This is a genomic window from Jiulongibacter sp. NS-SX5, from assembly GCF_052828545.1.
In genome coordinates, this window is the sequence record NZ_CM128248.1 from 3513462 (window position 1) to 3529009 (window position 15548).

At 41.6% G+C, this 15548-nt stretch carries 11 protein-coding genes; 3 read left to right on the forward strand and 8 right to left on the reverse strand.

Annotation, left to right across the window (positions count from 1 at the left end; genetic code table 11):
* Positions 1-71: 71 nt before the first annotated feature.
* Positions 72-2597: a hypothetical protein gene (locus ACUXV0_RS15285; protein ID WP_446190439.1), complete on the reverse strand. Its 2526-nt coding sequence runs from the start codon at positions 2595-2597 to the stop codon at positions 72-74.
* A gap of 433 nt (positions 2598-3030) precedes the next feature.
* Between ACUXV0_RS15285 and ACUXV0_RS15290 the strand changes: the two genes are divergently transcribed.
* A complete protein-coding gene (locus tag ACUXV0_RS15290) occupies positions 3031-4770 on the forward strand; it encodes a GMC oxidoreductase (protein ID WP_446190440.1) in 1740 nt (579 codons plus the stop codon).
* A 3-nt stretch (positions 4771-4773) separates the two neighbouring features.
* Positions 4774-5415 carry a gluconate 2-dehydrogenase subunit 3 family protein gene (locus tag ACUXV0_RS15295; RefSeq protein ID WP_446190441.1) on the forward strand — a complete coding sequence of 214 codons (642 nt, stop codon included), beginning with the start codon at positions 4774-4776 and terminating at the stop codon, positions 5413-5415.
* Positions 5416-5499: 84 nt separating this feature from the next.
* On the opposite strand, the gene ACUXV0_RS15300 is transcribed toward ACUXV0_RS15295, so the two are convergent.
* Positions 5500-6771, reverse strand: coding sequence for a prolyl oligopeptidase family serine peptidase (locus tag ACUXV0_RS15300; RefSeq protein WP_446190442.1), 1272 nt, complete (start codon positions 6769-6771; stop codon positions 5500-5502).
* Positions 6772-6835: 64 nt separating this feature from the next.
* On the opposite strand from ACUXV0_RS15300, the gene ACUXV0_RS15305 reads away from it, so the two are divergent.
* Complete coding sequence (locus ACUXV0_RS15305; RefSeq protein ID WP_446190443.1) at positions 6836-7093, forward strand: hypothetical protein; 258 nt, start codon at positions 6836-6838, stop codon at positions 7091-7093.
* On the opposite strand, the gene ACUXV0_RS15310 is transcribed toward ACUXV0_RS15305, so the two are convergent.
* The 6 genes from ACUXV0_RS15310 to ACUXV0_RS15335 all read right to left on the reverse strand — a co-directional run bounded on the left by ACUXV0_RS15310 (position 7094) and on the right by ACUXV0_RS15335 (position 15540).
* Positions 7094-8629 carry a DUF1593 domain-containing protein gene (locus tag ACUXV0_RS15310; protein ID WP_446190444.1) on the reverse strand — a complete coding sequence of 512 codons (1536 nt, stop codon included), beginning with the start codon at positions 8627-8629 and terminating at the stop codon, positions 7094-7096.
* Between the two features lie 63 nt (positions 8630-8692).
* Positions 8693-10264, reverse strand: coding sequence for a nucleoside hydrolase-like domain-containing protein (locus ACUXV0_RS15315; RefSeq protein WP_446190445.1), 1572 nt, complete (start codon positions 10262-10264; stop codon positions 8693-8695).
* A 66-nt stretch (positions 10265-10330) separates the two neighbouring features.
* The gene (locus tag ACUXV0_RS15320) at positions 10331-11536 is read right to left on the reverse strand and encodes an esterase (protein ID WP_446190446.1); all 1206 of its coding nucleotides are present in this window, start codon (positions 11534-11536) and stop codon (positions 10331-10333) included.
* Positions 11537-11549: 13 nt separating this feature from the next.
* Entirely contained in the window at positions 11550-12563 is a 1014-nt protein-coding gene (locus ACUXV0_RS15325) for an SMP-30/gluconolactonase/LRE family protein (protein ID WP_446190447.1), read from the reverse strand.
* Between the two features lie 16 nt (positions 12564-12579).
* Positions 12580-14151 carry a nucleoside hydrolase-like domain-containing protein gene (locus tag ACUXV0_RS15330; RefSeq protein ID WP_446190448.1) on the reverse strand — a complete coding sequence of 524 codons (1572 nt, stop codon included), beginning with the start codon at positions 14149-14151 and terminating at the stop codon, positions 12580-12582.
* 216 nt (positions 14152-14367) lie between these two features.
* Positions 14368-15540 carry an alpha/beta hydrolase-fold protein gene (locus ACUXV0_RS15335; RefSeq protein ID WP_446190449.1) on the reverse strand — a complete coding sequence of 391 codons (1173 nt, stop codon included), beginning with the start codon at positions 15538-15540 and terminating at the stop codon, positions 14368-14370.
* Between the last annotated feature and the right edge of the window lie 8 nt (positions 15541-15548).

A 15548-nucleotide genomic window follows, 5' to 3' on the forward strand; every position in this document is an offset into this window, starting at 1 on the left:
CTGTTTTTTGACCGTTAATTAAAATATTTTAGGGAAATTCTCGTCATAAGCCAATTCATGGCAGACAGAGATTAGGAAGTCTGTTCATCCTGATATTCCAGAACTTCTGAAAAGCTGTAGGCATACTTTTCAGAGAGCAAATCTTCATATTTCTTGACAAAACTCTCGTAGGCTTTCTTGGCAAGGGAGTGTTTACCCAAGTGATGTAGTGATTTGCATTTCATCATCATTGCAGATTCATCAATAGCGTCAAAAAGAAAGATTTTGTCAGCTATTTCAATAAGCTCTTCGGCACTATTTTTTACCTGTAGTCTATTGGCGTATGCCAGTAAACTATCAATTACATTATTGGAGGTTTCGCTTTTGAAACTATCCAACCATTCGTACTCGAGGTTTGGTAAAAAAGTACCAGTACTCACAATATGACTAAGGTTGGCGGCTTCCTGTTTGCTGATTTTTTCTTTTTTGGCTGAGATACTCAATAGCTCGGCATAGTCGATGATAATTTTATCATTATCATAAATGATTTCCCAATTACCCGTTTTTTTATTGAGCTCTATTCCTCCTATTTGTGCTAACAGACCTTTTAACTTAATGATATTCACAGATCGATTATTTCTGGCACTTGATTTTGATTTATCGTACCAGAAGGTCTCGTCTAATTTATCAGAGCTCATTCCTTTGTTATACCTCAGTGAGTTAAGTAAAAGGTAAAGGAATATCTCTTTAAGTAATGGTGTAAAGGATTTTGATACATCTGTTCCGTCAGCATTGAGCACCTGAAACTTCCCAAATAACCTAATTCTGGCCATGGGTTTCGTAATGGTTTCTTCATAACTGACTACCGGTACTTCTTTTGAGAAATCTGAAGTGCTAGCTACATCCTCATTGGTAGCTTTTTGTTTTTGCTTTCTGTAGAATACAAAACCAAGTAAAGCCAAAGCCACAAATACAGGTATAAATAACCAGTTTTTGCTAGACCCCATCATGCCGGCTTTGAAAGGCACAGGTGGGGTTTGAATAGAATAGATCTTCAGACTAGAGGTATTCTCATTATCATCATAATGGATGACAGAGCAGTATAAAGCACCTTCTCCCTCATGTAAAGAAACCTGTGTTCGTATATCTTGAAACTCAAAGGGAACTCGGTTGCCGAGTCTGGTGAATTCTGGATTCTCAAGTGAGAACTCCATTAATTGTAACTCGGTATTATAGTTTAGCTGATTGAAAGCTAAAGCGTAAAGCGTATTTTCCTCCTCATTAATAACGAGGTTAGAGCCGAATACAAAAGGGTCTTGCTGATCATTTTCAAACTCATAAATCTGCTCAATTGTATTTGTAGACCAATCGATTTTATACAGATCATAGTAATTCTGTGGCTTGATTAACTGGTCCCCTGAGTTTGATCCAAAACCGCCCAGCAGATATGAACTTAGATCATTCTTGCTGCTACCTAGTCCAGAGAGGTACCTTGGAGTTGGGATATCACCTTTTAATTTTTGCTCTGTCCAGAGGCCGGTTTTGAAGGAATATTTTTGAAAGATATTCTTATAGGTGTACATGCCGTAGCCATTAAGAGCTATCAGAGCTGTATCCTCAGGGAAAACATAAATATTATGGTGCCAATATTCTGTAAGATCGTCAGAAGGAGGAATGTTAATACTCTTCCCATCGTTCATGAAGATTTCCTTGCTATTCAGCCTTAAAATCCCATGTTTTCCTTCTTGGTGGAGGTTTATCGCGGCATCTCCATAAGTCAAATGATGTACGCCCTCAGAAATCAGAACCCCCAAGCTATCGTGACTAAAACTGTAATACTGAATGCCGTTTTCTGAGAAAATTTCTATACCATTTTTTCGATCGGCCACAGATATAATCCCTGGCCAGGTGAGGTCGGTTACCAGATTCCATTCAGAATAGTTTTTAGTGGTCCAGTTAGGGTTAATGACCTTTCCGGTGATATTGCCTTTAGAGTCTTTTGCCCTAATACCATTTTCTTCATTGAGCTTCCAATGGTTTACCTCTCTCATGTTTGAAGCAATACTAACATCAGAAAGCCTAAGTGATATGACATCTGAATTCCTGTAGCCAGTTCTAGTACAGTGACCAAAGTATATTTCAAAGCAATCCAGTTTTAAATCTTGAATGTTTACGGCCTGAGGTCTGGAATCATTAAGCTTGGCAATGAGCTGATTTTCTGCCAGGTCAAAGGTAAGTTTAAGATGGTTTGTTCTGGTGAATAGGGAAGAGGAGTCTGTATTGAACTCAATGGGTAATGACTGTTCATCATAAACAAAACGCAGCTCACCATTGAAAATTAGATCAAAATTATGCTGATCCTTATCAAGTAATCTGAATATATAACCGAAGTAGTTTTCCTGGTAATTATTGAGTTTAAAATCAAACTCAAGTGAGAAGTTATTGCCCGTACATATCTGATAGCCGTCACCCAGAATCAGTGAGGTTCTTTGTTCGTTAATAACTTCGTTACCGCTAAGATTTAATCCGTAAGGTTGGGCGTGAAGGCCCGAACAAAATTGAAGGATTAAAACGATAACTAAAGCAGGCTTAAAACTCCTTTTATTCTTCCACTTCATTCAAATAGAAGCCTTGCTTAATGGCTAATGGTTAAAGTTTGTTTAATTCAAATGTATCTTCAGAAACAAAACTAAGCCCTTACACGAAAATAGCCCAAATTTGAGTTGGTTTTTGATCCACATTTCAAGATATAATTCTTCAAAAAATGATTTCTATTCAATAATGCCTCAAAAAAACAAGAACTTTTTCGGTCGGGTATCTATGATTGAAATTAATAAATTTTTTTGAATGAAATAGGGCTTCTCAATAGAATTGAGTCCGTTTTTGGGAAATTGAAGGAAAGTATTCTAAAGGATCTGTTAAGACTATTGGCAGATTCATTAATAAAATATTAAGACTCCATTTACTGCTTCATCATTATTTCGGGACACTGAAAAAGCTATTACGTTTTACAACCCTTTTTTAAAAGCATATCTATTAGACCATTTCAACATGTTTAACTCTTTCAATATCCAAAACAAGACGGATAAATACGATGTAGTTATTGTAGGATCCGGAGCAGGTGGTGGCATGGCCGCCTACCAATTGGCCAAGGCGGGAGCCAAGGTCTGTTTACTGGAAGCCGGAGGTTATTACGACCCAGCAGACCCAAAATACATTACTCAATTAAAGAATCCATGGGAGTCTCCAAGAAGAGGAGCCAGCACACCATTGCGTTCTTTTGGTGATTATGACGCTGCCTGGGGTGGCTGGAATCTGCCCGAAGAACCCTATGAAGCAAAAGATGGTACTGATTTCTGGTGGTTTAGATCCAGAATGCTTGGAGGGCGTACAAATCACTGGGGGCGTATCTCACTAAGGTTCGGACCAGATGATTTCAAAAGAGGATCACTAACGGGAATTGGTGATGACTGGCCTATAGGTTATGAAGATATTGCTCCGTATTACGATAAAGTAGACAAGCTCATTGGTCTTTTTGGTACGAAAGAAGGTATACGTAATGAGCCGGATGGTAACTATTTGCCGCCTCCAAAACCAAGGCTGCATGAGTTAATGATCAAAAAAGCGGCTACGGGAATAGGTGTACCGGTAATTCCGTCCAGAATGGCGATGCTTACCAAGCCAATCAATGATTCAAGAGGTGCTTGTTTTTATTGTGGTCAGTGTAACAGAGGTTGTCAGGCTTACGCCGATTTTTCTTCTTCCTCTGTGCTGTGTATACCGGCTGTTAAAACCGGCAATGTAAACCTAATCACCAATGCCATGGTGAAAGAGGTGCATACTGATCCTGTTTCAGGGAAAGCCACCGGAGTTTCTTATGTCAATAAGCTTGACATGAAAGACTATGAAATCAATGCTAAGATTGTGATTCTGGCCGCCAGTGCCTGCGAGTCTGCAAGAATCTTATTGAACTCAAAATCGTCAAGACACCAGAATGGACTGGCGAATGAAAGTGGCGTTATTGGTAAATACCTGAATGATTCTACCGGAGCAGGTCGTGGTGCTTTTGTGCCTGCCCTGATGGACAGAAAAAGATATAATGAAGATGGTGTTGGAGGGATGCACGTTTATACGCCTTGGTGGGGTGATAACAGTAAGCTTGATTTCCCTCGTGGTTACCATATTGAATACAGTGGAGGTATGGGTATGCCGGGCTTCGGTTTTGGTATGGGCATGCAAGGTGTTCAGAAGTACTTCCCGGGTAATAAACGTTTAGGTGGCTTTGGTGCTGGCCTGAAAGATGACGTAAGAAGAATGTATGGGGCTTTCGTTCATATGGATGGACGTGGAGAACCAATTCCGTTGGAATCAAACTACTGTGAAATTGACCCGAATAAGGTAGATAAGTTTGGTATTCCTACTTTAAGATTCCATTACAAGTGGAGTGAGAACGAGATAAAGCAGGCCAAGCACATGCAGGATACCTTTGAGCAGATCATCCATGAAATGGGAGGAATTGCTATCGGAGATAAGCCTGGGGCAGATACCAATTATGGTTTGGCTAAGCCAGGTCAGATTATCCATGAGATCGGTACGGTACGTATGGGTAATGACCCTAGTAAGTCTGCTCTTAACAAATGGCAACAAGCCCATGATGTGAAGAACCTATTTGTAGTAGATGCAGCTCCTTTTGTATCTCAGGGAGATAAGAACGTGACATGGACCATTCTGGCGTCTTCATGGAGAACGTCAGATTATATAATTGATCAGGTAAAAACTAACCAGCTATAAACTATGAAAAGAAGAGAATCCCTAAAAGCATTATCTCTGGGTTCATTAGGTATGGCAGTAGTTCCTGCCAATGCCATGGCCCCTGCCCCAAAAAAGAGCAAGGATGATTACCAACCTGCTCCAGGCAGAACAGATGAAGAAATAAAACGTGATAAAGCTCTTCATGAGCAAACGTTTTTTGATAAACACGAGCTGGAAACTCTGGCAGTGCTTTGCAATATTATTGTGCCAAAAGATGAAAAATCAGGAAATGCTACTGATGCAGGAGTGCCTGATTTCATTGAGTTTATCGCTAAGGATATGCCACGTTATCAGCTTCCTTTAAGGGGCGGTATTAAATGGTTGGATAATTACAGCGACAAACTACACGAGAAGAAGTTTAAGGCTCTTTCGGACAAACAGCAGCTGGCCATAGCTGAAAAGCTGGCGTATCCTGAAGAGGCTACCCCTGAAGTAAGTCAAGGTGTGGCATTCTTCTCTACTGTGAGAGACCTGACTCTTACTGGCTTTTATACCACCAAAATGGGTTTTGATGATCTGGAGTATAAAGGAAACACACCAAACTTTTGGGATGGTGTGCCTCAGGATGTTTTAGATAAATATGGTTTTGAGTATGATCCGCTCTACTTCAAATCAGACGAATAAAATCTTAGGTTTAGTTTAAGTAGTTTAGTACGGAGGCCTGATGAGCTTTTGAGTGATCAAAAGCCTCATCTTGCTTCCGTTTTTTTATTTTGTTTGTAAGCTAAGCCATTGCATAATGTTCACAGGCAGGCCATTTACTTTAACTGGTTTGCCATAATAATCCAAACGACATTCATTGGCATGGAGATAGATCCATGACCAATGGCCATCATAATGGTAATCCTCTCCGCCGTATTGATTTGTAATATCTACTACATGATCATAAAAGCTGAAATGTACATTTGGGGCTCCGGCCTTTTTCAGTCTTTCGTAAACAGGAACTACTGTTTTTGATGGGTCGGTTACTCTATCATCCTTTGACTGAACAAACCATATAGGCACATTTTTGATGCTGGCAATTTGCTCGTCAGTTAGAAACTCGGAGTAATACGCTAAGGCACTGATGTAGCCTGCAGCAAAATAATCAGGTCTTTTGAGGATTAATTTTAAACTCATGTAGCCCCCATTTGAGCAGCCACCAACATAAACTCTGTTTTTATCAATACCAGGATTACTATCGACGTAATCTTCTATCAATTCCATCAAGGCATCGTTATAGATATCATTCGTTTGGCCGGTGGTATATCCTCCTTCTACGCTGTTCATCCAAAAGGTAGGGGCTTGAGGAACCAGAACATAAGCACCTTCCATAATACTTTGAATCTCTTCATCGGCGTAATTGATGGCTTTATTGCCAATAGCTGCAATAGAAGGATCAGTCCCGCCTTCTCCACCACCATGGAGCCAAATAAGAAGTGGTGATTTTTCATTTTCAGTTTTAGGTTTAAAAGATGCGTAAGACAGCGTAGTCTTCTCAAAAGTAAACTTGCCGCTTAGGTCAAAGTCATCTAATACAGGTATAGTTCTGTCTTTTTCAGTACCCCATTTTTCGCCTGATTGCTCATTTGTGATTTCCAGTGTGTAAGTGATCCACTTATTACCGGACTGAGGGAAATACTGAATGGCAGATCCCATATAATCATATGGAGCCACACCTAAGATCAAGGTGATGAATTGGCCTTTTGAATTAGGATTGGCATTATAGTCAGACTCATATGCTCTGAGTACATTTCGCTCTCCTTTTGAAACTTCGGCCGCTATAGGACCCAGGTCTGAGGAGCGGTGAGCAATAACTTTGAAGTCAGTGCTTTTAAAATCAGCATCGCTTTTAGGTTTAATTACCACCTTATGGGCATGCGGACCCCAGTCAAAGCCTTGTATAAACAAATGGTATTCTCCGGACTGTAAACTGTTTTGAGCCATGATTCCAAAGCTTAGTCCGAGAAACAAGCTAATGGAAAAAATTAGTTTTTTCATTGGTATTAATATTGGGTTGAAATTGGTTTGTTTGTAACAAGAGAATGAATTTAAGGAATTAGAAATGATCAAACAGGAGTTTATTGAAATTGAAGTTCAAAATCATCTCATACTTCATGGTTTTGATGACGATAATCAGGAAATACTGGAAGAGGTAAAACCTGAAAACTCAATGATCAAATTGATACGTATCGATCGAATTCAATCATTGAGTGCAAAGTATATTTTGACGACCTACGCTTTTGATAGATTTGTCTATTGGGAGTATAAAGGGTCTTATGATGAGATCAAAAAGACCCTAAAAGCCGCCGGAGTGCTTTAATTAGTTGACATCAATTATGAATCTTTGATATCGAGTCAAAGGATGTTCTCCATTATCTGTTACCTCGGCAATGACATGAATGGTTCCACTACCATGTAAAACACCATTTTCGACTTCATGAATTTGTAAGGACGCGATATTTCCATTGTAAGTTAAGTTGGCTTCGCCATTATAATTTCCAACTTCGTTATAAATCCAGAACTTAGTTTCTAATTCGTCTCCGTCAGGGTCAGTAGTCTCAATCTCAAGTCTAATACTGTCTACCCTTTTTGCAGTAATTCTACTAGGAGTTAAAGCCTTTACAAGAGGTGCGTGATTTGCGTTTTCAAAATCTGAAATACACCAGTCTGCCCGGGCGGCAAAATCATTTTGAATGGCCGGAATCCAGCGTGTTTGAGCATAGGCTGCGTCTAGCGTATCAGTATATGGGTTAAAGTCAGTTGCGGCTTCACCATCTTCCCAGCGACTAGGTCTGCTGGCCGATTGAACCAGTCTACCACCCCAGCCACCAATAGAAGGATTCTCCAGATTCTGAAGTCCCACATCTACCAGATGAAGAAATGCAGGGGAATCACCTTCAGAGATAAAATCATACTGGCCGAAGCTTCCCCATTGATTGTCTTTGGCCTTTTCCATTGAGCTGTAAATGTCCTCTATCTCACCTTGAGGTGGGTTTCCATCACCGTAACTGTAATATTTTGCTAGTAATGGCCCATGATTGTTGATAATCTGATCCATGAATTCTCCCTCCATGTAAGGATGAAGCTCTTTAGGTACAGCTCTTTTCCAGAAATAGGCGAAACTCCAGAATTGATTGGAGTTATAATACACTTTTACATCCGGCCAGTTAGGCTCTATGTATTTTTTGTAAGTAGCGTCTTGATCCAGAATGGCATAGATAATGGCCTTTTGACAAACTTTGTCATAAACTTCTTCCCACTCGGGTCTATTTTCATATTCATCCTGGATACTTTTCAAAGCCCTGGCAATGGTATTGGTACCACCCCAAACCTGAAGGTATAATGGGCTGTCATCATCATCGAGTAATTTTTCTTTGATAAAATCAGAGCCCGGAGTATCCTTTTCCATTTCTCCTTCAAAATCGATGTTTCCTATTCTGATACGGTCATACAGATATTGATGAGTAGGGAAGTCTTTTGAGTGCTTAATCAGGTTAGGATATACTTCGCCATAGGCGTCTACCAGGTCGTAAATCCACTGTTCGCCCGGCCAGCGAAGTTCGGTACGTTCTCCATAGATGTTCTTGGTCATTTCCATTTCTGAGGTGAATTTGGTGCCTTTGCCATCGCCTTTATAATGCCATTGAGAGCTACTAATGATTAGTCCTTCTATTTGATATTCATTGGCATATAGAAGCATTCGGATAAACGAATCAACGTCGTCCAGTTCACCGTCTGTAGTGACAATGGTTCTGGGTTTAGCAACGTTATTTTCTTCCGTGCTGGCTGTTTCACTTGTGGGCGAGCATGCCACAAGGAATAATCCCAGGCCTAAAAGGCTTAATAATTTTGTCATAGGTTTAAATTTATCTTTTTGCATTATTCTTTTTTCTATTGGTTAAATATCAAAATATTCTAATCATATCACAGTGATTACATATTGAGCAAAACGCGTCATTGGGCGTTTGGCATCATCTTTTACTTCGAGATTGACTACGAATATATCACCAGATTTGGCGTCTTCAGGAACTGTAAATTCGGTTCTATAACCAGATTCTACAGAAACAGAAAGTCCCTCGGCTTTTCCTTCCTTATATGTTGAGGAGAAGGCCGGTACCCACCACTTTGCACTTAGTTTGTCGCCATCCGGGTCTTTGGCTTCACCTGAGAGGGATACCTTTTTACCCGCTTTAGCATTAAAATCCAATTGTTGGGTAGTCACCTCGGGTGCATGATTACAGTCTTTTGGTTCTAAAATCGCCCAATCTGCTCTTGCAGCCAGTTCTTCCCACATTACTATGGTGTAGTGGTTACCTTTTTTGAAGGCCTCAGGTGTAGGTCCTAAAAAGTAGTTGCCTCTATTGGTGACATCTTTGCGAAGCCCAATGTCTATGAATGAGGCACAGCCAAATTGACAAATGCTCCAATCATTTGGTTGGAAATCTGCCCGGGGCATCCCTATCATACTTTCCGGCCCCCATCCCTGCTCTGCTGATTTTGACCAGTCCATATAGGTGATGAGACCATAATTATAAATGATCGGTTCGCCGTAAATGGCTCTTCCTTCGCCCATTAGCCAGATTTGTTCAGGCAACTTTCCGTGTCCCTTTTTATAGGCATCCAGGATAAAGTCGGCATGAAGGTAAGGTTGTAGTTCATCATCAACCCTTCTTTCAGAGTTATAACTGGCTGCAAAGAAGGAGCCATAACTGAAGAATCCTCTTGAGTAACCACCGTTCTGCAGACCAGGAAACATTGCGTCAATTTTACTATCTGCTCTGCAATTGTCTTCTCCATTACCACCGATTCTCACTTTAGAGGTGACTTTCGCCAGAACCTTTTCCCATTCAGGTGTGCCATGATATTTTTCATAAATGGAATATAACGCCCTTACGGTAGTATTAATGCCACCCCAGTGTTGAATGTATAAAGGACGCGTGTCATTGTCCATAATACACGCTTCGATATGTTTTGACCCCTCGGTCTCAAAACGATAATCACCCTCGAACTCTATATTTCCAACTTTAGTAACACTTCTTATATAGGCTGGAGTGGGGTAGTTCGGACTATTTTTGCTCATTAACTGATAATCGGCCTGATAACAATCCATGATGCGATCAAGCCAGGTTGGGTCTACCGGCCTGTATTCAGTTAAATCAGCTGGCTTTTCTACACGATGTTCGCAGTGCTGAGCATTGCATCTGAAGTTTGGTGTAATGTCACCCAAGGTATGTAATCCGCCGTCGCCTTGAAAATGATACATGCCTGCCGTCCAGACAATCCCAGCGATATCATATTGATCTGCGTACATCAGGCTCAAAATGACCCCATTCATGTCGTCCGCTTCCAGATCCGTGGTGATCAGAATACGGGCCTGCTTGCTTTTATCAACTTTTTCGGTCTGCGGGGCATAGGCATACAGATTTTGCATACCCGAAACCAGAATCAACAGAGCAAAAAAAGTTGAAATCAAGAAATTCGTTTTTTTCATTTTTGAAATGGTTTATTCATCAAAACAGAAATGTTTAGGGTGGACTTTGTATTGTGAAAACACACTTTAGAATAATTTCTGAGCAAACTCATTAAGATAAATTCTCCAGACTTTCCAGATGTGCCCGCCCTCGGTTTCCAGATAGGTATACTTCACTCCGAGTTCATCAAGTTTATCCCTGAATTCCTGATTGGCCTTGTAAAGGAAATCATCTTTCCCGATGCCGATCCAGTATAGCTCAAAACCGTTTTCGTTTTGCTTTTTCATGCCCTCGTCGAAATTGGCATAAATGCCACTTTCTTCAGCATTCATCAATCTGTTTGCGGAGGAGAAAACGCCGATATAGTCAAAGGTATTCTCGTAAATTCTGGAAATATGAATGGTATGAAAACCTCCCTTGGAGAGCCCGGCGATGGCACGGTGCTGCTTGTCATTAATGGTTCTATAGTTGTTTTCAACAAAACTCATGATCTCCCCAAAAGCACTTTCAAAAGCTCCACGTTCGTCGGCCCTGTCTTTTTCGCGACTAGGCTTGTAAAAGCCCATGGTATTTTCACCTGGGGCGGCTTCCATAGCCATGTGGCCGTTTGGCATGACCATAATCATTGGTTTGGCTTTGCCTTGTGCAATCAGGTTGTCTAATATTTGAGTAGCCCGTCCAAAGGAGCCCCACTCACCTTCATCTCCTCCGTAACCGTGCAAAAGATACAGGACAGGGTAGCTCTGATCTGTGTTTTTCTCATAACCTGGTGGAGTGTAAATGCTGATTCGACGATCCTTGCCGGCTTTTTCTGAGGGATACCACGGATGGGAGACGGTGCCGTGAGGTACATCATTGACTTTGTAGTTGTCTGCGATGCCATTTCCAACGATGAAAACATTACTTATTGTGGCAAAATCACGGAACACGTATGGATTATTCGGATCAGCTGTCGCTACTCCGTCCACTACAAAAAGATACATATACATTTCAGAGGGTAAGGGCTTGGTTGTCAAGGTCCATACCCCATTTACACCTTTGACCATAGGAATAAGTCCTGTACCAACCACACCTCCGATAGGATTATCAGCTGCCTTTTCTGCAAAATCACCGGCTACCTCAACTTTAGCAGCATCGGGTGCTTCAAAACGAAAAGTCACTGAGTTGTCAGAATTGACAACAGCAGATTCAAGGTTTTGTCCTCCAAAGAGGTTTTGCTGAGCATCAACCTGGCCAATCCCCAAGATGAGCAGACATGATACAAAGAGTAAAGTCTTTTTGATTATTAACATTATTCCGATCTGTTTAATAGGTTAAGAAGTTTAGTTTTAGTCCGGCATTGCTCCATGGAATGGAAATCAACTTTCCGGCACCACCTAGCGTGATATAAGCGGTTTTCTGTTGTTCTCCGCCAAAACAAATACTGGTGGTTAAGATATCTTGAGTGGGAATATGCCGAAGCAGTTTCCCGTCTTTTGAAACAATGCTTATTCCTCCGTTCAATAGCGTGGCGACACACAGATTGCCCTCCTCATCCAGAGCAAAAGAGTCAAACATTTGTTGATCCGAAAGGCCAATCACCAACTTCTTGGTTGAATTGTCAATTTCTCCCGGAGCATTGATTTGATAAGAGTAAATACGCCCCGTATTGGTTTCGGCATAGTAGAGCGTTTTACCATCCGCCGAAAGTCTGATTCCATTTGGGGTCTCTAGTTTTTCAGCTTGTCTGCTAATAAAACTTCCGTCAGTTTTTGCATAATAAATAGAACCGTGCTCTTTATGAGTGCTGAAGTACTTTCCCTGATCAGAAATCCACATTCCGCCGTGGGCGTCAAAAACAATATCATTGGGAGCACTCAGTTTTCGGCCTTCGCATTCGGTATATATGGTTGTTGTTTTACCTGTTTGAAGATCAACCCTTTGGATATAACCGCTTTTATAGTTTTGTACAGCTTCTCCAGGAAAAGTTACTCCATTTCTAACCGACCATTGCAGTCCTCCATTATTACAAACATAGACGGCTCCGTCTGGTCCCATGGCCGCTCCATTTGGTCCGCCTCCTAATTTTGCAATGATTGTTTTAGTACCATCTTTTCCAATTTTGGTCAGGTTTCCAAACTGCATTTCCACCACCAAAACGCTACCATCAGCCAGAGCTATGGGGCCTTCCGGAAAGCCGAGACCTTCTGCCAAAACTTTAGTTTTAGGTTTGGAAACTGCACCTTGACCGAAGCATATGTTACTACCTGCCAGTGATATCACTGACAGGTATATGCAACAGAAAAAGGTTAAAATAGAAGGTCTTTTGATGGTTTTCATTGGAGGCCTGATGAATTTATCGGTTTCTAATCTCCATGATTACTCGTTGATAACGGGTTAAAGCCGGACTTCCATTATCAGTCGCTTTCAAAATGAAGTGCATTGTTTGACCCGGTTTGGCATCTTCCGGGATTTGGACTTCGGCCGTTTCTGTTTGAGCATTATTCATTTCTACCGCCTGCGTGTAAGTACCAGCTGGCATTTGCACCCATTGTAGTTTCACCTCATGGCCGTCGGGATCGCTAACCGCCGCATGCAGTTTAACTTTTTGTCCTGGGTTAACCAATAAGTTCTCAGGGCTTTGGAAGTCAATGATAGGCTCATGATTGGCGTCAATATATTTTGGGGTGACCGCCCATTTCATTCGGGCCACAAAACTTTTCTGAGCTTCAGCGAAAAAGTCAGGGAATGGGATGGCCACTTCTTCTGTCTCATTATTTCTTGCTGCAAGTCTTTCAGCCATTTGCTCTGCTGATCCCGCGGATGAAGAAAATGCTGAATTGCTTTCAACGACTGTTGGGATAGTACGACCACCCCAGCCACCAAAAGTGCCGTCTTCATAAGCTCTCAAGCCATTCCCAAGCATATTCATGAAAGTGGCATTATCCCCTTCGCCTAGCCAGGAGCCTTTCTCTTGAGGTGGCATCCAAACGAAATAGCCCATTTTTCTAAGTTCATCAGCTGTGTAACCGACAAGCCCGAAGTAGTCAACCTTGTCACCTTCTACCATTTGTTTACCATCGCCCCATACTCTGTAAAGGCTTCCCAAAGCTCCTTTTGATACAATGTTCTCTGTCATGTATGAAGGGGTCAACAAAGGTTTGTTGGTTTCATTCGCTCTTAATTGTGCTCCATAACCATAGTTTGGACTGTCTCTGAATACCCTATATTCTATACCCGGCCAGTTGTGGCGGATATATCCATAAAAGGTGTCATCCTGATCGCCGGAAGGCAGTAATACCACTTTACGGTTGATTTTCTCTCTGATAGCATCCCATTCGGTGGTAAACTGGTATTGATCCTGAATCACTTTTAAAGCTCGTGCTATTGTGCTGGCTCCGCCCCATGACGTGATGAAAAGCTTGCCGGGTTCATTATCAAGAATGGTTTCTCTGATCAGTTCTGAACCCGGGCTGTCCTTCGAGAAATCTCCGTCAAACTCAATATTCCCAAACCTGATTTTTGATTTCAAATACTCGGGTGTTGGGTATCCGGAATGATGCGTTTTTAGATTTGGATAACTCTTTTCGTATGCTTCAACAATGTCATGAATAAACCGCTCATCTTCTGCCCATCGGTAGCTTTCACAGGGGCAGATACCCATATTGAAACGGTCGTATTCACGCCCTGGTACGTACCATTTTGTACCCTTGCTATCACCCGTCCAGTGAAACTGAGAGCTGGCATAAATAAGTCCTTCAATATCAAGATCTGTGCTGTATAGGATAAATCTGATGAGGGAGTTATTATCATCAAGCTCAGGGTCAGCGGTGATGATGATGCGAGGTTTAACCTCTTGAGCATTCGTTTGAATGACCGCAAAAAACCCGAGGATAAGAGTTGAAAAGATTGGTTTAATTTTATTCATTTTGTAAATGGTTTAAAACGTGCTTGCGACTGTCATAGGCTACTGACAGAGTCTTTCGGACGCTCGGACTGATAATTGAATTGTCCGGCTGAGCAGATTAGCCTGCACTGAGCGTAGCCGAAGTGAAGCCCTGACCGAGAAGATGCTTTTTCTGATAAGGTACTGTTCTCGACTCCGCTTGAACTGACACCTTGCTCTTCAATCTTTCATTCATTATTATTTAAAACAAAGTGGAGCAAACTCCGTCAAATACATTCTCCAGCTATTCCAGTCATGGTTTCCGATGTTTTCACGGTAAGTATATTTGAAACCAATTTCGTCGTAAAGTTTTCTTAACTCCACTCCGGTTCTATAAAGGAAGTCGTCCGTTCCCATGCCAATCCAGTATACTTTCGGATTATTTTTTTGGAGAGCCTTTAACTGAGCTACGTGTTTTTCCTTGTCATATCCGTCAGGACGAAATGTCGAGAACAAGCCCATACTCATAACACCGATGTATTTAAAAAGCGAAGGATTCGCATTGCTGATATTCTGTGTATGATAACCGCCCATAGAGAAACCAGTAAGAGCACGGTGGTCAGCATCATTGATAGTTCTGTAATTTTTCTCAACGTAAGGCATTACATCATTAACCAGGCTTCTTTCAAATAAACCTGCGGCCATAGCACCCACTCCTCCAGGAGTCGTTTTTGGAGTAGCAAAGGCCTCACGGTCAAGAACAGTAGCCGTATTATTTACGTCTCCATTAGTAATGACCACAATCATCGGTTTGGCTTTGCCTGCGGCAATCAGATTGTCAATGATGTAATTGGCTCTACCGCGATTTACCCAAACTTCTTCATCTCCTCCGGCTCCATGCAATAAATACATTACCGGGTATTTCTTCTTCGGGTTCTGGTCATATCCTGGCGGCGTATAAATGAACATGCGACGCTGCTCAGGTCCTACTGTGGGAGAATCATACCATACCGCTTTGAGGTCTCCGTGAGGCACTTGCTTGGCATCAATTAGATCACCCAAACCTCCGGGAACCATTAGTCTGCTTTGAATATATGCCCCATCTCTCGTTACAGCTTTACTGTTTGGGTCGAGCATTGGTAGGCCATCCACCACAATATCATACTCATACATGTCAGAAGGTATCGGGCCTACTTTGACCTCCCATAAAGTATCTTTCTTACTCATGACATCCGGAGCGAACCTTCTGTTCCATGTACCAACTACACGAACATCTTCAGCTTTTGGGGCATAAATTCGAAAAATTACAGAATTATCTGGAAGGACCTCAGGTGATACTATACCGCTGGGTCTGCGTTGAGAAAAAGTAATTAAGGGTAAAAGGAGAAGCAAAAAAGCTAGCTTCGGAAAATTTGAGGTTAAGATTTTCATTGGTTTAA

What these genes read in the sequence shown, in the direction of transcription:
- ACUXV0_RS15285 (WP_446190439.1), bottom strand. Translation starts at nt 2,597, where the DNA reads ATGAAGTGGAAGAATAAAAGGAGTTTTAAGCCTGCTTTAGTTATCGTT.
- ACUXV0_RS15290 (WP_446190440.1), top strand. Translation starts at nt 3,031, where the DNA reads ATGTTTAACTCTTTCAATATCCAAAACAAGACGGATAAATACGATGTA.
- ACUXV0_RS15295 (WP_446190441.1), top strand. Translation starts at nt 4,774, where the DNA reads ATGAAAAGAAGAGAATCCCTAAAAGCATTATCTCTGGGTTCATTAGGT.
- ACUXV0_RS15300 (WP_446190442.1), bottom strand. Translation starts at nt 6,771, where the DNA reads ATGAAAAAACTAATTTTTTCCATTAGCTTGTTTCTCGGACTAAGCTTT.
- ACUXV0_RS15305 (WP_446190443.1), top strand. Translation starts at nt 6,836, where the DNA reads ATGATCAAACAGGAGTTTATTGAAATTGAAGTTCAAAATCATCTCATA.
- ACUXV0_RS15310 (WP_446190444.1), bottom strand. Translation starts at nt 8,629, where the DNA reads ATGACAAAATTATTAAGCCTTTTAGGCCTGGGATTATTCCTTGTGGCA.
- ACUXV0_RS15315 (WP_446190445.1), bottom strand. Translation starts at nt 10,264, where the DNA reads ATGAAAAAAACGAATTTCTTGATTTCAACTTTTTTTGCTCTGTTGATT.
- ACUXV0_RS15320 (WP_446190446.1), bottom strand. Translation starts at nt 11,536, where the DNA reads ATGTTAATAATCAAAAAGACTTTACTCTTTGTATCATGTCTGCTCATC.
- ACUXV0_RS15325 (WP_446190447.1), bottom strand. Translation starts at nt 12,563, where the DNA reads ATGAAAACCATCAAAAGACCTTCTATTTTAACCTTTTTCTGTTGCATA.
- ACUXV0_RS15330 (WP_446190448.1), bottom strand. Translation starts at nt 14,151, where the DNA reads ATGAATAAAATTAAACCAATCTTTTCAACTCTTATCCTCGGGTTTTTT.
- ACUXV0_RS15335 (WP_446190449.1), bottom strand. Translation starts at nt 15,540, where the DNA reads ATGAAAATCTTAACCTCAAATTTTCCGAAGCTAGCTTTTTTGCTTCTC.